The following is a 19,046-nucleotide window of genomic DNA, read 5'->3' on the forward strand; positions in this document are numbered from 1 at the left end:
ATCCACACGGGTCGGCGCGTTTAAGGAATCCAGGGTGTCATAGTACTCCGGCGCACCATTTTCCCTGTGCACCGGGGCATTTTTTCTGTATCTGAGGTTAGCATAGCGCATGAACTTAACTTTAGGCCAAGCTTTTTTCAAACTACACTTTCACGTTCCCGATGTTCCATAGACCGGAACAAATGCACACAGATCAGGATACCTACCAGAATTGACAGATAGTCCGCTGTCGGCTGGGCATAAATCACGCCATCCAGGCCGAACATGGAATTTAAGAGAAAGATCAGTGGAATGAAAATCAGTCCCTGACGGCAGACTGTAAGGATCAGGGAAGGAAGGGCCTTCCCCATGCCCTGAATCGTATTGATGCACAAAAACAGGATTCCGATAAACGGTGCGGAAAGCTGCAGCGCAACGACCATTCGAATGCCGTACGCCACGACCTCTGCATCATCAATGAAAACCTGGGTCATGGTCTTTCTGGCAATGATCATAAACAGGGTCAGAAACATTCCCATCATGACCGATACCACACCGGTAAATTTGAATACCTGCATCAGGCGTTTCTTATTTCCAGAGCCGTAATTGTAACCGATCAGCGGCTGGATTCCCACACAAAGTCCAATCTGCAGCAAAACCACCAGCATATTGGATTTCAGCGCCACACCCATGGCTGCAACCGGCGTATCTCCGTAGCCCACCAGCGCCTGATTCAGAATAATGTTCGCAAAGCTCATCAGAATGTTATTCAGGGAAGCCGGAATGCCGATTGATGCCACCGCTGCCGCGATTCCGTCTCCTATCTTGAAATCTTTCAAATGAATGGACAGCATGGATTTTCCACGCACATAGTAAGAAATGTAAAACAGGCATGCTGCGATATTTCCGATGATGGTGGCAAGCGCCGCTCCGGACACGCCCCAGCCAAGCCCCAGAATCATAACCGGATCCAGAACGATGTTTACAACGGTTCCCAGCAGGTTTCCGATCATAGATTCCCTTGATGCGCCCTCTCCACGAAGAATATTTGCAAAGGCGGTTGAAAACATGATGGTCGGCGCGCCAACCGCAATGATCGTCAGATACTGCCTTGCAAATCCAATGGTATTCTCACTGGCACCAATCAGATGAAGAATCTGCTCCATGCCAAGCACGGAAAGTATTGCTACGATCATCCCAAGCCCCAGTGCTCCATAACAGCAGAAGGAACTGATATGCCAAGCACGGTCTTTCTTTCGTTCTCCCAGTGCTCTTGAAATGGCTGAACTTCCGCCAATTCCAAACAAATGGCCCAGCGCCATAAAAATCATAAACACCGGTGTTGCCAGGGAAACTGCGGCTACCTGCAGTGGATCCTTTGTCTGGCCGATAAAAAAGGTATCTGCCATGTTATAAATGACCACCACAAGCATGGAAATCATGGTTGGAACTGCCATCGTTGCCACAGCTTTAGGCACCGGAGCTTTCTCAAATAAATCTGTGTTTGTTTTCACGTTTCGTATCTCCTTTTTTCTAACTACCATCCTTTTCAGAATTTTCTTTCAGCAAGTTTCATGCCATCACACGACAGCATTATTTTTATTGTAATATTCTTTTCATATCCTAGTCAAGCATATATAGGGCTATGCTCCCCAATCTTGACATTTTCCGTCACAACTCCTATACTTATTTTTATCAATTACATAAGGGGGACTACCTAATGAAAAAGATCCTGGAAGAATTCAAAGCGTTCGCGTTGAAAGGCAACATGATCGACATGGCAGTCGCTGTAATCATCGGCGGCGCGTTCAACGGACTGATCACCTCTCTGGTTGAAAATGTTGTCATGCCGGCATTAAGCCTGATCACCGGAAAGATTGACTTCAGCAACATGTTCCTTGCCTTAAACGGCGAACACTACGCAACCCTTGAGGCCGCAAAAGAGCAGACTTCCGTTGTTGCTTACGGCCTGTTTGTTACCCAGCTGATCAATTTTCTGATCATGGCATTTGTTGTGTTCCTTGTCATCCGCCAGTTAAACAAGCTGTACAAGAAACCGGCACCACCTGCAGAGCCGACCGAGAAAGAGTGTCCGTACTGCAAGACCAAGATTGCCATCGCAGCAACCCGCTGCCCGCACTGCACCTCCATTCTCTCTGATGAGATTCAGAAAGAGGCTGCAGCTGCACTCACTGATAAATAAAAATATAAGGACGGAATGAATAAAGGTCCGGAAGCGAAAGAGACCGCTTTCGGACCTTATTAGCTATTCCTTTAAATTTCTGTTACAGCATCGTAGAATAGGTTCCCTCTTCTGCCATTTTCACGATTCCCTCAATACCGCACTGCACCATGCTATCTACCGCCTGCTCGGTGTAGAACGCCATATGCTGGGTCATGATGACATTGCGGAACTGATGGAGATAGAACCAGTTGCGGTTTGCGATGATGTCGCTTCTGCGGTCGCAGTGGATGATGCCTTCCTCACCCTCCGCGGTATCCATGCCCAGAGCGCCAATCTGCATGGACTCAATGCCATCGATCAGAGCTTCGGTATCCGTCAGGCCACCGCGGGCACAGTTTACCAAAATTACGCCTTTTTTCATTTTCGCGATGCTTTCCTGGTTGATCATGTGATGAGTAGACGGAAGCAGCGGCATATGAAGGGTGATGATATCACTCTCTTTGTACAGCGTATCCAGATCCACATACTCTGCCAGCTTCGCCACCTCTGCGTTCTGATAAACATCATACGCCAGAATACGGCAGCCAAATCCTGTTAAATCACGGATTACCCGCTGTCCGATGCGTCCGGTTCCCATAACGCCAACCGTCATGGCACTTAAATTTCTTCCTTCCAGTCCTGTCAGGGAAAAATCATTGACATAGCCGCGCCAAAAAGCCTGTTTATACTGGCGCAGGCACATCAGCATCATCATGATGGTAAAATCTGCCACGCTATCCGGCGCATAATTTGCATTGCAGACCAGGATGCCAAGTTCTTTTGCAGCTTCGAGATCAATATGGTCGCTGCCGATGGTGCGGGTAGACACACACTTCACTCCAAGTTTTTTGTATTCTGCCAAAAGTTCCCGGTTGATCTTCCCCTGGCCAAGAAACGTAACCCCCACGCATCCGGCCGCCAGACTCGCATTCTCCAGAGACGGAACCTCACTGTATTCTGTCACGTCTGCATTATACACCTTCGCCCAGCGGGCAAATGATGTTTTCTCATCCGGCCGCACTTCAAATGCTGCAATCTTCAAAATAGTCTCCTCCTTCGCTTCATCCTGTCACAGCCGTTATCCGGACACCGTGACACAATTTTCTGCCTCGATTATATATGCCATACGCCCACCCTGTCAATTTACAGCAATAAAGCCCACTGCCGTCTTCCGTTTGGAATTGTTGCTGCATACAGACAGGATTTTTCTGCACAAAAAACCAGTGATTTTGAGACCGGAGCGCCTGTACCGTTTCAAAATCACTGGTTCTGCTTTTACATGTTTCTATGGATTTTTTATTTCACAGCCTCAATCGCTGCCTTCAGTCTCACAACCATCTCATCCACATCAGCCTTCTCGATGACAAGCGGCGGAACAAAACGGATGATATTTGCTCCGGCACTGATCAGTACCAGATGCTGCTCTAACAGAGCGTTGGTGACAACCGGGCCTACTGCGGAATTGAACTCCAGGCCCTGGATCAGGCCTTTGCCTCGGTGGGCGATGACGCAGTCATACTCTGCCACCAGCTCTTCCAGTTTCTCATAGAGATAAGCGCCAACCTCTTTGACATGACCAACGATGTTTTTCTCTTTAAATACATCCAGAACTGCGTTGGCTGCCGCGCATACCAGCGGGTTGCCGCCGTAGGTGGTTCCGTGGTCACCCGGTACCATGGCAGTTGCTGCCTTGCCGCAGGCCAGGAACGCGCCGACCGGAGTACCATTGCCAAGAGCCTTTGCAGTAGTCATGACATCCGGCTTCACGCCGTAGTCCTGCCATGCGAACATCTCGCCGCTGCGGCCCATACCGCACTGAATCTCATCTAACATCAGAAGGGCATCATGCTCATCGCAAAGGGCACGCACACCTTTGATAAACTCCTCGGTCGCCGGATAAATGCCGCCCTCACCCTGAATGGTCTCCATGATAACGGCGCAGGTCTTATCGGAGAACAGTGCCTTCACGCTGTCCAGATTATTAAACTCCGCGAATCTGATATTCGGAATCAGCGGAGCGAAGGGCTCCTGGTAGTGGTCATTTCCGGTTACGGAAAGGGCTCCCAGGCTTCTGCCGTGGAAGGAATGCTTCATGGCAATGATCTCGTAATCCGGAGCCATGCCCTTGTTGTAGGCATAACGCTTCGCGATCTTTAACGCACCCTCAATGGCCTCGGTACCGCTGTTAGTGAAGAATACCTTATCCATCTGGGATACGGCCAGAAGCTTCTCACCGGCACTGATGGCCGGCTCATTGTAAAACAGGTTGGAGATGTGAGGAAGCTTGTCCATCTGCTCCTTCACTGCGTTTTTCACTTCGTCACAGCTATATCCCAGTCCCATAACAGCAATGCCTGCGCCAAAATCCAGGTATTCCTGTCCGTCCGTGTCATACAGCTTTACGCCTTCGCCATGGTCAAAAACCATCGGAAAACGGTTGTAAACTTTATATAATGCGTGCTCTGCACGGTCAATGTACTGCTGTTTTTCCATTTGTATTTCTCCTCTTTTCGCAAACCCTATTTTGCTTCCTCATGGAAGTACCGCGCATCGCCATCCTTGTAGATTGCGGTACCGATACCACGGTTGGTAAAGATTTCCAGAAGCAGACAGTGTGCAATACGTCCGTCCAGAATATGTACCCGGGATACGCCGTTCTCGATGGCATCAATGCAGTTCTGCAGCTTCGGCAACATGCCGCCGCCCAGGCTTCCGCTGTTCACGAAGTCCTGTGCCTCTTTTACGGTCATCTCGGAAATCAAGGAGCTCTTGTCCTCAAAGTCACGGTAAACACCCTCTACATCCGTCAGGAATGCCAGCTTCTCTGCGTTTACGGCACGGGCAATGGCACAGGCCGCATCATCTGCATTGATGTTGTAGCTTGCGTAATACTCATCAGAACCGATCGGGCAGATGATCGGAAGGAAATCCTTCTCTAACAGATCGTAGATGATCTGCGGGTCTACCTTGGTGATCTCGCCTACAAAGCCAATGTCCTCGCCCTTGGAAAGCTTCTTCTCACAGCGGAGCAGCATACCGTCCTTGCCGCTGATGCCGACTGCTTTCACACCCAGCTCGTTCACCAGCTGTACCAGGCTCTTGTTGACCTTATTCAGAACCATCTCCGCAATCTCCATGGTCGGCTCATCAGTCACACGCAGGCCGTTTACAAAGTGCGGCTCCATGCCTACCTTGTTGACCCAGCGGCTGATTTCCTTGCCGCCGCCGTGCACGATGATCGGCTTGAAGCCAACCAGCTTAAGCAGTACCACATCCTGGATGACCTGGTGTTTTAACTGCTCATCCACCATGGCACTGCCACCGTATTTGACAACAATGATCTTGCGGTTGAAACGCTGAATATAAGGAAGTGCCTCGATGAGGACCTCTGCCTTCTGTAACTCTGTGATCTCAGAACTTTTCATAATATTTCTCCCATTAAACGTTATCTTATGATCTATAATCTGCGTTAATCTTTACATAATCAAATGTTAAATCGCAGCCCCATGCGGTTGCGGAGGCATTGCCCATCTTCACATCGGCAATGGCGGTTACCTCCGGCTCGGAAAGGATCTTGGTTGCCTGCTCCTCGCTGTAATCCAGTGCCACGCCATCCTTGATGATCTGCATGCTGCCTGCAGCGCTCTCAAAGAACAGGTCTACCTTCTCCGGATCGAACTGTGCTCCGGAGTAACCCATGGCACAGAGGATACGGCCCCAGTTTGCGTCATGTCCGAAGATTGCTGCCTTGGTCAGGCTGGAGGTGATGATGGATTTGGAAAGGGTCACAGCCTGCGCCTTGCTCTCCGCTCCGATAACCTTTACCTCAAACAGAGCGGTACAGCCCTCGCCGTCTCCGGCCATCTTCTTTGCCAGAGTCTCATTGACATAGTTTAATGCCTTGCAGAACTCCTCGTAATCTGCGTTCTTCTCGGTGATCTCAGCGTTGCCAGCCATGCCGTTTGCCAGAACCAGGCAGGTATCGTTGGTAGAGGTATCGCCATCTACGGAAATCATGTTATAGGTATCTTTCACATCCGCGCTCAGAGCCTCCTGCAGAAGCTCCTTGGAAATGGCAATGTCGGTGGTAACAAAGGAAAGCATGGTGCACATATTTGGATGAATCATGCCGGAGCCCTTGCACATGCCGCCTACGGTTACGGTCTTGCCGCCGATTTCAAACTGAACAGCGACCTCTTTCTTTCTGGTATCGGTGGTCATGATGGACTTGGCTGCCTCAGTACCGCTCTCGATGGTGCCGGAAAGCTCCGGAGCCATAGCCGCGATGCCTGCTTTTAACTTATCCATCGGAAGCTGCATGCCGATAACGCCGGTGGATGCCACCAGGACTGCGCTCTCCGGAACGTTCAGTGCTGCGGAAGCTGCCTGGGCGGTCTCTGCGCAGTAGCCCATACCCTCAGCGCCGGTGCACGCGTTTGCGATGCCTGCGTTGATGACAACGGCCTGGGCGTACTCAGATTCTTTTACAATCTTCTGGTCCCATTTGACCGGAGCTGCCTTTACAATGTTGGTGGTAAAGGTGCCTGCTGCCTTACACGGCTTCTCACTGTAGATCATAGCCATGTCTTTTCTGTTTTTGTATTTGATTCCTGCTGCTGTGGATGCGGTCTGGAATCCTGCTGCTACGGTTACACCGCCTTCAATGACTGTATACATACTGTTTTCCTCTTATTTGTTAAAATTGGTAATGTTCTCTTCATTTAATACAAAATCGTAATAGTTTACATCACTGCGCTCCACCCAGCCGACATTATGCCAGAACTCGTTGCCGGCTTCGTTGGATTTGAACGCGATGAGGCTCACCTTGTTGATGCCCTCTGCCTGAAGCGCCTTCATGGCGAAATGCACCATGCGGTGTCCCACACCATGATGCCGGTAGTCGGACGCCACGCACACATGGTAGAAGAATCCGGTTCTTCCATCATGTCCGCAAAGAATGGCGCCCACAATGCGGCCATTCTGCTCTGCCACCACACTGGTGGTGGGGTTGCGCTTTAAGAACCGCTCCACGCCCTCTCTGGAATCATCGATGGAACGGATTCCAAAACCCTGAATGCTCATCCAGAGCTCATATACCTTGTCATAATCTGCCGGGGTCATCTCCCGGACGATAATACTCATGGTTCCTGCCATGTGCTGCTTCCTTTCCCAGTCCGGGACTCTCTTCGTTCCCGAAACCTTGCTTTCTCATGGTTGCTCTGCCCCTTCCGGCACAGCCCCCCTTTTTCCTTACGGGAATACCGGCACCTGCTTGAGTCCTGTATTCTCCGGCAGTCCGAACAGCAGGTTCATGTTCTGCATTGCCTGTCCTGCTGCTCCTTTTACCATATTATCAATGGCGCCCATCATAACGACACGTTTGGTGCGCGGATCCAGCTTGAAGGACACATCTGCGAAGTTGCTGCCCTCTACCCAGCGGGTCTCCGGCGGAAGTCCCGGCTCCAGGACTCGAACGAAGTATTCATTCTGATAGTACTTGTCGTAGATGGCCTTTACTTCCTCGGTGGTCACATCTTTTACCAGGGATGCGTAAGCGGTTACCAGAATGCCGCGGTTCATCGGAACCAGATGCGGGGTAAAGCTGATGGTAACCGGCTTTCCTGCCGCATAGGATAACTGCTCCTCAATCTCCGGGGTGTGTCGGTGTCCGGCAACGCCGTAGGCCTTCATACTCTCGTTGACCTCGCAGAACAGGCTGGAAACCTTTGCGCTTCTGCCTGCGCCGGAAGTACCAGACTTGGCATCAATGATGATGGTATTCGGATCAATGATGCCTTCCTTCACCAGCGGATAAGTGCTTAAGAAGGAACAGGTCGGATAGCAGCCCGGGTTCGCGATCAGTCTTGCGCCCTTGATCTTTTCCCGGTTGATTTCCGGAAGTCCGTAAACGGCCTCACCGATAAACTGCGGGGTTGCGTGTTTGATCTTGTACCATTTCTCATAGATATCTACATCTTTAATACGGAAGTCCGCGCTTAAATCGATGATCTTTGTCTTGGACAAAATATCCTCGGTCACCTGGGATGCACAGAAGCCCTGCGGGGTTGCCGTGAAAATCACATCCGCGATCTCTGCGAGCTTTGCCATGTCATCGTCCTTGCACGGCTCATTCACAGCGTGTGACGTGTTTCTATATATAGAAGCGAAATCTTCGCCCACATAACTTCTGGAACCGTACCATACGATTTCCACATCCTCTCTCTGAAGTAATAAACGTGCCAGCTCCGCTCCAGCGTAGCCGGTCGCACCGATAATTCCAGCCTTGATCATAGCCGTTCCTCCTGCGGTTTATAAATATTCACTTCTGCAGCTTCCTGTATAAAAAAGGCTGCCGCAGAGCCGTTTACTGAGTTTCATTATAAGTACTTTTCCATTACAAGAAAAGACTTTTTCCAAATATTCTCAGGGATCCATGTACAAAATACTGCTCACGGCTCTCCGCGAGATTTCATAATTATACATCAGTCATGTATATTATGCAATGTTTTTTTGAAAAATATGCAATTCACTCTTGCATAATCCAGGAAACTGTTGTATATTTATGAGGTCTTACATGACAACACGAATTTAGAAAATCATTTTTATAGACTACTCAAGGAGGATTTTGAGATGAAAGAGAAAGTTGTTCTTGCATATTCCGGCGGTCTGGATACCACCACAATTATCCCGTGGTTAAAGGAGCATTTCGATTACGATGTTGTTTGCTGCTGCATCGACTGCGGTCAGGGAAATGAGCTGGATGGCTTAGAGGAGAGAGCAAAGCTCTCCGGCGCTTCCAAATTGTACATTGAAGATCTGGTAGATGATTTCGCTGAGAACTACATTGTTCCGTGCGTACAGGCAAACGCTACCTATGAGAACAAGTACCTGTTAGGTACCTCCATGGCTCGTCCGGCCATCGCAAAACGCCTCGTTGAGATCGCAAGAAAAGAAGGCGCGGTTGCCATCTGCCACGGCGCTACCGGTAAAGGCAACGACCAGATCCGTTTCGAGCTGGGCATCAAGGCACTGGCTCCGGACATCAAGATCATTGCTCCATGGCGTATGACCGATATCTGGACCCTGCAGTCCCGTGAAGATGAGATTGAGTACTGCAAGCAGCACGGCATTGACCTTCCGTTCGCAGCCGACAGCAGCTACAGCCGTGACCGTAACTTATGGCACATCAGCCATGAGGGCTTGGAGTTAGAGAATCCGGCAAACGAGCCGAACTACGACCACCTTCTGGTATTAAGCAACACCCCGGAGAAAGCACCGGATGAGGGCGAGTACGTTACCATGACCTTCGAGAAAGGTGTTCCGACCAGCGTAAACGGCGAAAAGATGAAAGTTGCTGACATCATCCGCAAGTTAAACACCCTGGGCGGCAAACACGGCATCGGTATCGTGGATATCGTAGAGAACCGTGTTGTAGGCATGAAGTCCCGCGGCGTTTATGAGACTCCTGGCGGAACCATCCTGATGGAAGCTCACAAGCAGTTAGAGGAGCTGGTTCTTGACCGCGCTACCATGGAAGTCAAGAAAGAGATGGGCGACAAGCTGGCTCAGGTTGTTTACGAGGGCAAATGGTTCACCCCGCTGTGCGATGCAATCCGCGCATTCGTAACCTCCACCCAGGAGTATGTAACCGGTGAAGTCAAATTCAAACTGTACAAGGGCAACATCATCAAGGCTGGTACCACTTCTCCGTACTCCTTATACAGCGAATCCCTGGCATCCTTCACCACCGGCGACCTTTACGATCACCACGATGCAGACGGCTTCATCACCCTGTTCGGCCTGCCGCTTAAAGTTCGCGCAATGAAGATGGCTGAGCTCAAGAAAAACGAAACCAAATAATTCGTTACGATCACAAATACATCCAAACCCGGAAGAAGCCAAAGAGGACCGCCCCATAAGGAGCGGTCCTCTGTTTTCTATACGTTTTTCCGACCGGCAGGATCAGGTTATCGGTGCCGGGTTGAAGATGCACATGTCGTTGTGGAATCCGTACTGATCGCTGTACGGCTGCTTGATTCCGCTTGCCACATCCAGGATCATGTCAAAGATCTGCTGACCAACATCTGCGATGGTTTTCTCGCCGGTAGCTACATCACCTGCGGAAATATCGATCATGTCAAACCAGTGGTTCTTTAACTCGTTACGGCTGCAGACCTTGATAACCGGGCTGATGTCCAGGCCATACGGGGTTCCGCGTCCGGTCATGAATACCTGAAGGCCAATACCGCTGGCAACCTGGCTCGGTCCGCAGACGATGTCGCTGGCCGGGGTTGCTGCGTAGATCAGGCCGTGCTTGGTCGGCTTCTGCGCCGGGGAAAGTACTTCCACGATCTGGCTGGTACCGCTCTTTGCGATACTTCCCATTGCTTTCTCTACGATATTCGCAAGTCCGCCTGCCTTGTTGCCAGGAGTCGGGTTTGCGTCACGGCCTACGCCGCCCTCTGCAAGGTACTTGTCGTACCATTTCATCTCTTCTGCCAGACGGTCACGGGTGTGAGCATCCGGGCAGCGTGCTGCCAGCATGTGAACGCCGTCACGAACCTCGGTAACCTCACTGAACATAACGGTAGCACCGCCGCGAACCAGCATATCTGCTGCGTAACCTGCACTCGGGTTAGCGGAGATACCGGAGAATGCGTCACTGCCGCCGCACTGCATACCGATCAGCAGGTCGCTTAACGGAAGCTCCTCACGGGTTCTCTTGTTCAGCTTCTGCAGTTTCTTATCTGCCATTTCCAGAATTGCGTTCATCATAGCGTCATGACCGGCGTAGTCCTGAAGAGTCAGAACGTTCTCCGGGGTGATGTCCTCCGGCGGAAGTACGCGGTCGTAGGTCAGCTTCTCACAGCCAAGGCCTACTACCATGATCTCACCGCCAAAATTCGGATGACGGATGACATTGGTGATGGCGCGGATCGGGATATATGCTAACGGTGCGTTGATCGCAACACCACAGCCATACGGATGGGTAACTGCTACCACACCATCTACATTCGGATACTTCGGAAGCAGTTCCTTCTTAATGCGCTCTACTGCTACCTTTAATACACCTGCTGCACACTGAACCGTGGTTACGATTCCCAGAAGGTTTCTGGTGCCTGCCGGACCCTCGGCATTGCGGTAACCCATCCAGGTGGTTCTGGTCGGCATCGGAAGATCCTCCACCGGTACCAGATTGGTGCCGTACTCCATATCGTCTACAGACGGACTCTGCGGGAGATCCAGCATATGCTCATTGATCCAGTCACCCTTCTTGATATCGTTGATCGCATAGCCGAGAACAACGCCGTAACGAATGATCTCTCCGCCTGCCGGGATATCACACAGGGCAATCTTATGAGCCTGCGGAATGTCCTGATTGGTCACAAGACCTTCCATGATCTCGGTGCCGGCCTTCAGATCCTGAACAGCTACAACAACGTTATCCTGGTCTTTGATCTTGACATACAAACGTGCCATACATTTCCTCCTTCTTCGTCTCGCACTGCGGTTTTGCACGAACCTGCAATGCTTTAACTCCTTGTTGATAATCTCATTATAATGCAGGAAATGTCATAAGTAAAATTAATTCTTTTTTTTGAATACTAAGTTTTTGTAAGTTCTATTCATACAGATCCAATACGATCTTCGTGGAAACATCCTTGGCTGTTCCGGTCCGTCTGTCGACCTCAAAGGTTTTTAAAGTGCTTCCAATCTCATCCGGGCGGCTCTCTTCCTGAACTACAACGGTATATTTGTACTGGTTTTTGCTGTCTACCCGGTAATGCAGCACAATATCCTCAGAAATTTCCCGGTTGAACCAGCCGGCACGGTTTACCGCATTCTCCACCAGATAGCAGACGGAAGTCTCATCCAGGGACGGATGGCTGTTCCACACCCCATTTTCCGCATCCAGATCATACCAGACACCGTCGATTTTCTGCCAGCCGGATGCCAGGCTGCCATCGTCTTCTTTGTAAGTCCAGTCTCCGTTTTCTGCCTGCTGCCATTCGGCCGCGTAAGCCTTAAGCTCTGTCTCAGTGCCAACCGCAAAAACAGCTGCGCTTCCTACCGCCAGCAGAAATGCTCCTGCCAGAATGCCCTTCATGGTTTTCTTCATTTCTCCCTGTCTCAGTTTCATAAATATCGCCCTCTTCTTTCTATCTGCAATTGTATTTCATCTTAGCAGAAGAATATGACCGTTCTGTGAAGCAAAGCAAAACTTTTTCCGTTTTTCCGCAGACGCGCAAAAGGGCCCTCCCCGTACCAGGGAAAGCCCTTTCGCATATCTATGGTTTGGAACCAGGGAGGACTTTGCTATTTGCAAAGCTTTTTGAATTCATCTGCCACAAACTGTACCTGGGTTCCGATGATGACCTGAACAGAGGTCTTGCTCGGACGCATCACGCCTGCAACGCCTGCGGATTTGATCCGTTTTTCATCCACCTTCGTGTAATCCTTGATCTCCAGACGAAGTCTGGTGATGCAGTTATCGATAGAAGCTACGTTCTCCGGACCGCCTACGCCTTCCAGAACGATCTTTGCTACCTGAGTAAAGTCATTGTTTGCAAGTTTCACCTGAGTTTCATCTGCGTCATCATCCTCACGACCCGGAGTCTTCAGATTGAACTTAACGATAACAACACGGAATACTACATAGTAGATCACACCGACAGCCAGGCCAACCGGGATCAGCAGCCACGGGTTCTGTGCCAGCGGAGTGAAGGAGCTGAGTACCATATCTACCGCACCGCCGGAGAAGGAGAAACCTGCACGGATCGGAAGTGCTACGGTAATACCAGCGGTGATACCTGCTAACAGAGCATGTACCACATACAGACCAGGAGCCAGGAACATGAAAGAGAACTCGATCGGCTCGGTTACGCCGGTAAAGAAGGAACAGAATGCTGCGGATGCAAGCAGTCCGTATACCATTTTCTTTTTAGCCGGTTTTGCAGTCTGATACATAGCCAGGCAGGCTGCCGGAAGACCAAACATCATGAACGGGAAGAAACCGGTCATGTACATACCTGTCTGTCCGTAAACACCGGTGTTGCCCCAGAAATTACTTAAATCACTGATTCCGGCTACATCGAACCAGAATACAGAGTTCAGTGCATGATGCAGACCGAACGGGATCAGCAGACGGTTGAAGAACGCGTAGATACCTGCACCAAGAGCGCCCATGCCGATAAAGGTCTCACCCAGGGTAACCAGTGCACCGTAAACTAATGGCCATACAAAGAACAGAACAAGTGCTGCCACGATAGAATACAGTGCGGTGAAGATCGCAACTGCACGCTTGCCGCTGAAGAATGCCAGCGCATCCGGAAGCTTTACGGATTTGTACTTATTGTAGCAGTTCGCACCGATCAGACCGGAAACAATACCAACGAACTGGTTCACGATCTTGCCGAACGCCGGAGCTGCCTCGTGACCGGTGATACCGGCAACGGAACCGCTGCTTAAGAGCGTAGTGATCATGTACATGGAAACCAGGCCTGCAAGACCTGCTGTACCATCTGCATCATCTGCCATACCGACTGCCACGCCAATTGCGAACAGCCAGGACATATTATCAATCAGTGCGCCTCCTGCTTTGATCAGGAACAGGCCGATGGAATATGCCATGCCTCCTGCCGTGAAGCCCTGAACCTCACCTGCCATTGCCGCAGGTGCCAGAATGTATCCGATTCCCATCAGGATACCGCATACCGGAAGACATGCTACCGGAAGCATCAAAGCCTTGCCCAGTCTCTGGAAAAACTTCATCATAATGTAAAACCCCTTTCTTTTTCGCCTTTCGGCTTCTTTTATTTATTTGAACCATTCCCCAATGGATTCAAATCGCCTTTGTGAAAAGCTGCTGTGACGAAATCCACAGTTTCTACGCCTGAAGAATCTGCGCAATTGCGTTCACTGCCGCTTCTGCCTCTTCACCGTCTGCCCGGATCTCTATAAGATCACCAGCCCCGGCCGCCAAAGCCATCAGTTCCAGAATGTGATCCGCCCTTGCCGTTTTCTCCCCTGTGCTTAAACGGATTTGCGCATTCAGCTTTCCTGCTGCAGCAAAAATCCGCGCAGAATTGCGTGCGTGAAGGCCCTCTGGATCATGAAGCTTTATGTGTAATTTCTTCGTATTGGATCACTCCGTTCTTTTACTATAAGGTAATAACCGGTTCACCGGCCCTTACCTGGATTCCGGTATGACAGGCCATATCCGGGAAATCCTGTGTGTTGCAGATGATAACCGGCGTGATAACATCGTAACCGGCTGCCTGAATCTGCTCCAAATCTGCCGTGATCAGAAGGTCTCCCGCCTGAACCCGGTCGCCCTGTTTTACATAGGCTGTAAAATGCTGTCCTTTCAACTGTACCGTATCCAGTCCAATATGAACAATCACCTCAGCACCGTTATCCCCTTTGATGCTGACTGCGTGTCCGGTGTCAAACATAACGGTGACCTCACCGGAAAACGGTGCCCGGAACTCCCCTTCCGACGGCTTCACAGCCACGCCCTTCCCCAGGATTTCCTGAGCAAAAGCCGGATCGTTCACTTCACTTAACGGAACCACCTGGCCGGATACCGGTGACAGCACCTCTGCCGCCTCCTTTTTTCCTCCAAACATTTTTTTCAGTGCCTGAAACATAACTCTTTTCCCCTTTCTTTTTTCTGTCCATCCACTTCCATTCGTGTTGCTGCATGCCGCTGCCGAACTCCCCCTGTGCGGCTTTTGCGTTACGCCTGCGGACTGCAGTTTCTGACCCGCCGGATATGAACAGACAGATACGATACTTCTTCCTCCGACACTTCATGGCCGTAGGTCTGCCAGATGAACTCCTTTACCTTCCTGCTGCAGGCGTATTCCTCCGGATACATCTGCCGGATCATGGCGTGAAACTCTTCCAGCCCGGCTCCGTCATCCAGCGACTCCCCGCTGTAGATCCGGTGCGCCAGAAAACGCAGATGCGTGATCATGCGCTCGTAACTTGTAGAGGTTTCATCCAGCTCTATATGAAAATATTCTCCCACTAATTTAAGAACATCCTGAATGATCTTTGTCATATCAATAGTGTCCCGCATGCGGGTGTTGTACTCCGCATTTACAATATGAAGGGCAATGGAAGCCGCTTCATCGGCCGGAAACGAAATTCCAAGCCTGCGCTCAATCAGATCCAGCGCGAAGGTTCCGATAAGATACTCTTCCCGGTAAAAGGTACGCACCTCCCGAAGCAGCGGATTGCCAAACAGCATTTTTTTCTGATACCGCTCAATCGCGAAATTGATATGATCCGTCAGCGTAAGATAAATGTTGTGATTTAGTTTTTTGTTCATGACGCCTTTGGCGTACTGGATCACCTCTGCTGAAATCTGAAGCCGCTCCGGCGGAAGCTTCTGGACCAGGCTCTTGAACTGATCCATGACCCCCGGATTGTCCAGACGGAACACCTTTTCGATCAGCTCCTCCGGAATATCCATGCCGGCCCGGAGCTGGAAGCCAATGCCCTTTCCCATAACGACCACTTCCCGGCCGTCTTCCAGGGCACTGACCACATTGTTGTTAATCACTTTTTCAATTTTCATACTTGTCCCCACCAGTACCAGCTGGTCTTCACCGGTCTGATCTGTTTCTATAGTATCAGGCAATATAATGGAAATAAAAAAACCAATTCTGAACAAATATCTGCAACACAAAATATCGTTCAGAACTGGTTTTGCCTGCCGTACAGTAACAACCCAATCTGTTGCTATTCAAATCATGTTACCTTATGTTACCATGATTTTGACGGCATGTCAACTTATTTTCGACTTTTTATTGTCAGTTTTTCACAATCAGTTTATAAAATATGATTTTCATAATCCTGCAACTCATGAAAAACCGCATCAATATAAACCATATTCTCTGCAATGCGGTAGAGCAGAAAATATCTGTGTGACAAAAAATTAATTCTTCGATATCCCAATTTTTTTAATCTGGGATTCTCACACATTTTCAAGCTCCCGGCAATCCGCTCCAGCATTCTTCTGGTTGAATCAAAATCATCCAAAAGATTCTGTGCAGCCTGAGTATTTTCTTTCTCAAAAAGAAGATATCTTACAAAACTGTCCAAGTCTGCTTCCGCATCGGATGTAACAACAACTTTATAATCCATATTTCGCCCTCATATCGGCTACCATCACAGCAGCATCCCGATAATCCCCCTGATCGGCGTGTTTGCGTGCCTTCTCCAGTTTATCCAACACTTCTGTTTCTGATAATGCCATGAACGGATTTACGGTTTTCCTTTTTATTTCAAACGGAAAACCATTATTTGCTACAGCCTGCGTCAGAAACATACGAATTGCTGTTGTCGTATCCGTTCCCAGTTCTTTGAATAAATTATCAGACTTTGTTTTGAGTTCATCATCAACCCGCACCTGTATTGTACATGCCATAATTGCCTCTCCTTTCCTGCTCATCTAATTCCTATCTTAACTGTTCAGTACCCTCACAGTTACAGGCAAAAATCCATTGAAAATTGCCTTCGGCAATGGGATTTTTGCCTGCAAGCCCATGTTTTCATACGGTCAGCGCAGTGAATGCGCAGACCTACTGAACAGTGATTTCCTATCTATTTTCATTATATGCTATTTCATATATAAATCAATACTTTTTTATTGTTTTAGCAGTATTTACCTATAACACTTTTCATTTCATGCGCTTTATGTTAAACTAAAACCATCTATAAGCAAGAAAGGAATCTACCATGTTCAGAAAGAAAAATACCGGCGGCTATGTTTTAAAACTCAGCCCGCAGGGTCCGAAAATGCGCTTTAAATCCGAGAAGGAAGCCAACGAGTACCTGGCAAAGCTGAAAGAGAAGAATGCAAAATACCGCAATAACGAAAACGCATAAATCAGCGGACGTGCCACTGGCACATCCTCGATATGCATAGCAACAAACAGGGGGCGAAAAATCCATGGATTTTTCGCCCCCTGCTGTCTATCGGACAGATAAATTACCGTTTGATATTAAACGCCTTCACACCCGGGAACTGTGCTGCAACGCCCAGCTCTTCCTCAATGCGGAGCAGCTGGTTGTACTTTGCGACACGCTCACTTCTGCTCGGTGCGCCGGTCTTGATCTGGCAGGTGTTCAGCGCAACTGCAAGATCTGCGATGGTGGTATCCTCGGTCTCGCCGGAGCGGTGGGACGCGATGGCGGTGTAGCCTGCCTTGTGGGCCATCTTGATGGCTTCCAGAGTCTCGGACACGGTACCGATCTGGTTTAACTTGATTAGGATGGAATTGCCGCAGCCAAGCTCAATGCCCTTGGCCAGACGCTCGGTGTTGGTTACGAACAAGTCATCACCAACCAGCTGAACCCTGTCGCCCAGCTCTTTTGTCATCATCTGCCAGCCTTCCCAGTCTTCCTCATCCAGTCCATCCTCGATGGAGTAGATCGGGTACTTCTCACACAGGTTCTTCCAGTGCTCAACCAGCTCTTTTGAGGTGAACTTCTTGCCGCTCTTCGGAAGCAGGTACTCCCCCTTCTTATCGCTCTTCCACTCACTGGAAGCTGCGTCCATAGCCAGAACAAAATCGGTACCCGGTTTATAGCCAGCCTTCTCAACCGCCTCCAGAATCACCTGGATTGCTTCCTCATCGCTGCCAAGATCCGGCGCGAAGCCGCCCTCATCACCAACGGAGGTAGCCAGTCCTCTGGATTTTAACAGAGCAGCCAGAGCGTGGAACACCTCGGTACACCAGCGCAGGCCCTCTTTGAAGCTCGGAGCGCCGGCCGGCATGATCATGAACTCCTGTACATCTACGGTGTTTGCTGCGTGAGCGCCGCCGTTTAAAATGTTCATCATCGGCAGCGGCAGGCGGTTTCCGTTTGCTCCGCCCAGGAAGCGGTATAACGGCATCTCCATAGCGTTTGCTGCTGCTCTCGCGCTGGCAATGGATACCGCCAGGATCGCGTTGGCGCCCAGATTAGATTTATCTTTTGTGCCGTCTGCCTGGATCATAGCCTGATCAATGGCGTAAACATTGGACGGGTCCATGCCGCACAGAACATCGGAAATGACGGTATTGATGTTCTCCACTGCCCTGGAAACACCTTTTCCTCCAAAACGGTTCTTGTCCTGGTCTCTCAGCTCCAGTGCCTCAAACTCACCGGTGGACGCGCCGCTCGGTGCAGCACCTCTTCCAACGGTGCCATCGGTTAAGTAAACCTCAGCCTCTACGGTTGGATTTCCGCGGGAATCGATAATCTCTCTTCCAATTACTTTCTCAATTTCCAGATACATCATAGTCAAATCCTCCTGCCTGTGCCGGATGCGGCACACATTTTCTGGTTATGTGTTAGCCGTAGCTAACCGCCTACAGTCTATCATAAGGTCCCTGTTCTGTAAATCAACCTTATTGATCAGTATTTCTCAGTATTCCAGATTTGATTGTTTTTATACAGAATCCGGGCTCTCTTTCCTATGGAAAAAGATTGACAGGATTTCGTTTTATGCTATGATGTTAGCTGTAACTAACTTTAACATTATTTTCCAGAGGAGGAAATCATGCCACTGAATTTAGCTGAAATCAACCAGCAGTATCTTGTTCAGAAAATATGCGGCGATGAAGAACAGCGTCATTATCTGGAAACTCTCGGTTTTGTGGAAAACACTGCTGTTCGTATTCTTTCTGTCTTTTTCGGCAATTACATCGTCATGGTCAGGGAAAGTAAGATCGCGATCGGCGCTGATTTTGCGAGAATGATCATCGTACAGGCTGAGTAACCGGCCGCGGATCCCGCTGCAATTGATCCGTACCCAACCTGCAGCAACTATACTGAAGGAGAACCT

Annotated in this window: 20 protein-coding genes; 4 read left to right on the forward strand and 16 right to left on the reverse strand. The window is 49.7% G+C overall.

Annotated elements, in window-relative coordinates; all coding sequences use genetic code 11:
• Window positions 1-137 precede the first annotated feature (137 nt).
• Window positions 138-1,493 carry an MATE family efflux transporter gene (locus WMO41_RS00585; RefSeq protein WP_349228135.1) on the reverse strand — a complete coding sequence of 452 codons (1,356 nt, stop codon included), beginning with the start codon at window positions 1,491-1,493 and terminating at the stop codon, window positions 138-140.
• 206 nt (window positions 1,494-1,699) lie between these two features.
• Between WMO41_RS00585 and mscL the strand changes: the two genes are divergently transcribed.
• Window positions 1,700-2,182, forward strand: a complete 483-nt coding sequence (gene mscL / locus WMO41_RS00590) for a large conductance mechanosensitive channel protein MscL (RefSeq protein WP_494338402.1) — start codon at window positions 1,700-1,702, stop codon at window positions 2,180-2,182.
• Between the two features lie 82 nt (window positions 2,183-2,264).
• On the opposite strand, the gene WMO41_RS00595 is transcribed toward mscL, so the two are convergent.
• From WMO41_RS00595 to argC, 6 genes are all read right to left on the reverse strand, one after another.
• Entirely contained in the window at window positions 2,265-3,245 is a 981-nt protein-coding gene (locus WMO41_RS00595) for a D-isomer specific 2-hydroxyacid dehydrogenase family protein (protein ID WP_349228136.1), read from the reverse strand.
• Between the two features lie 254 nt (window positions 3,246-3,499).
• Window positions 3,500-4,696: an aspartate aminotransferase family protein gene (locus WMO41_RS00600; protein ID WP_349228137.1), complete on the reverse strand. Its 1,197-nt coding sequence runs from the start codon at window positions 4,694-4,696 to the stop codon at window positions 3,500-3,502.
• 26 nt (window positions 4,697-4,722) lie between these two features.
• On the reverse strand, window positions 4,723-5,628 hold the full coding sequence (argB, locus tag WMO41_RS00605) for an acetylglutamate kinase (RefSeq protein ID WP_349228138.1): 906 nt from the start codon (window positions 5,626-5,628) through the stop codon (window positions 4,723-4,725).
• Between the two features lie 25 nt (window positions 5,629-5,653).
• A complete protein-coding gene (gene argJ / locus WMO41_RS00610; RefSeq protein WP_349228139.1) occupies window positions 5,654-6,880 on the reverse strand; it encodes a bifunctional glutamate N-acetyltransferase/amino-acid acetyltransferase ArgJ in 1,227 nt (408 codons plus the stop codon).
• Between the two features lie 12 nt (window positions 6,881-6,892).
• Window positions 6,893-7,357, reverse strand: a complete 465-nt coding sequence (locus WMO41_RS00615; protein WP_349228140.1) for a GNAT family N-acetyltransferase — start codon at window positions 7,355-7,357, stop codon at window positions 6,893-6,895.
• A 96-nt stretch (window positions 7,358-7,453) separates the two neighbouring features.
• Entirely contained in the window at window positions 7,454-8,494 is a 1,041-nt protein-coding gene (gene argC, locus WMO41_RS00620; RefSeq protein ID WP_349228141.1) for an N-acetyl-gamma-glutamyl-phosphate reductase, read from the reverse strand.
• Window positions 8,495-8,833: 339 nt separating this feature from the next.
• On the opposite strand from argC, the gene WMO41_RS00625 reads away from it, so the two are divergent.
• Window positions 8,834-10,063 (forward strand): argininosuccinate synthase, encoded by a 1,230-nt coding sequence (locus WMO41_RS00625; protein WP_118533756.1) that lies wholly within the window; start codon window positions 8,834-8,836, stop codon window positions 10,061-10,063.
• 102 nt (window positions 10,064-10,165) lie between these two features.
• On the opposite strand, the gene garD is transcribed toward WMO41_RS00625, so the two are convergent.
• The 8 genes from garD to WMO41_RS00665 form a co-directional block, all read right to left on the reverse strand.
• Window positions 10,166-11,683 (reverse strand): galactarate dehydratase, encoded by a 1,518-nt coding sequence (gene garD / locus WMO41_RS00630; protein ID WP_349228142.1) that lies wholly within the window; start codon window positions 11,681-11,683, stop codon window positions 10,166-10,168.
• Between the two features lie 142 nt (window positions 11,684-11,825).
• Window positions 11,826-12,344, reverse strand: a complete 519-nt coding sequence (locus WMO41_RS00635; RefSeq protein WP_349228143.1) for a hypothetical protein — start codon at window positions 12,342-12,344, stop codon at window positions 11,826-11,828.
• A gap of 176 nt (window positions 12,345-12,520) precedes the next feature.
• Window positions 12,521-13,978 (reverse strand): N-acetylglucosamine-specific PTS transporter subunit IIBC, encoded by a 1,458-nt coding sequence (gene nagE / locus WMO41_RS00640; RefSeq protein ID WP_349228144.1) that lies wholly within the window; start codon window positions 13,976-13,978, stop codon window positions 12,521-12,523.
• A gap of 112 nt (window positions 13,979-14,090) precedes the next feature.
• Window positions 14,091-14,327 (reverse strand): HPr family phosphocarrier protein, encoded by a 237-nt coding sequence (locus WMO41_RS00645; RefSeq protein ID WP_349228232.1) that lies wholly within the window; start codon window positions 14,325-14,327, stop codon window positions 14,091-14,093.
• 37 nt (window positions 14,328-14,364) lie between these two features.
• Complete coding sequence (locus tag WMO41_RS00650) at window positions 14,365-14,853, reverse strand: PTS sugar transporter subunit IIA (RefSeq protein WP_349228145.1); 489 nt, start codon at window positions 14,851-14,853, stop codon at window positions 14,365-14,367.
• A gap of 89 nt (window positions 14,854-14,942) precedes the next feature.
• Window positions 14,943-15,788: a BglG family transcription antiterminator LicT gene (gene licT / locus WMO41_RS00655; RefSeq protein WP_349228146.1), complete on the reverse strand. Its 846-nt coding sequence runs from the start codon at window positions 15,786-15,788 to the stop codon at window positions 14,943-14,945.
• A gap of 254 nt (window positions 15,789-16,042) precedes the next feature.
• Complete coding sequence (locus WMO41_RS00660) at window positions 16,043-16,357, reverse strand: type II toxin-antitoxin system RelE/ParE family toxin (protein WP_349228147.1); 315 nt, start codon at window positions 16,355-16,357, stop codon at window positions 16,043-16,045.
• Entirely contained in the window at window positions 16,347-16,640 is a 294-nt protein-coding gene (locus WMO41_RS00665) for a type II toxin-antitoxin system RelB/DinJ family antitoxin (protein WP_177292277.1), read from the reverse strand. The genes WMO41_RS00660 and WMO41_RS00665 overlap by 11 nt, the downstream gene beginning before the upstream one ends.
• Before the next feature lie 311 nt (window positions 16,641-16,951).
• Between WMO41_RS00665 and WMO41_RS00670 the strand changes: the two genes are divergently transcribed.
• A complete protein-coding gene (locus WMO41_RS00670; RefSeq protein WP_177292278.1) occupies window positions 16,952-17,101 on the forward strand; it encodes a hypothetical protein in 150 nt (49 codons plus the stop codon).
• 103 nt (window positions 17,102-17,204) lie between these two features.
• Here WMO41_RS00670 and eno read toward each other — a convergent pair whose 3' ends face one another.
• Window positions 17,205-18,500, reverse strand: coding sequence for a phosphopyruvate hydratase (eno, locus tag WMO41_RS00675; RefSeq protein WP_349228149.1), 1,296 nt, complete (start codon window positions 18,498-18,500; stop codon window positions 17,205-17,207).
• Between the two features lie 261 nt (window positions 18,501-18,761).
• Here eno and WMO41_RS00680 point away from each other — a divergent pair, with 261 nt between their 5' ends.
• Window positions 18,762-18,980 (forward strand): FeoA family protein, encoded by a 219-nt coding sequence (locus WMO41_RS00680; protein ID WP_349228150.1) that lies wholly within the window; start codon window positions 18,762-18,764, stop codon window positions 18,978-18,980.
• Window positions 18,981-19,046 lie beyond the last annotated feature (66 nt).

The organism is Ventrimonas faecis (assembly GCF_040096075.1).
Lineage (GTDB): Bacteria > Bacillota > Clostridia > Lachnospirales > Lachnospiraceae > Brotaphodocola > Brotaphodocola faecis.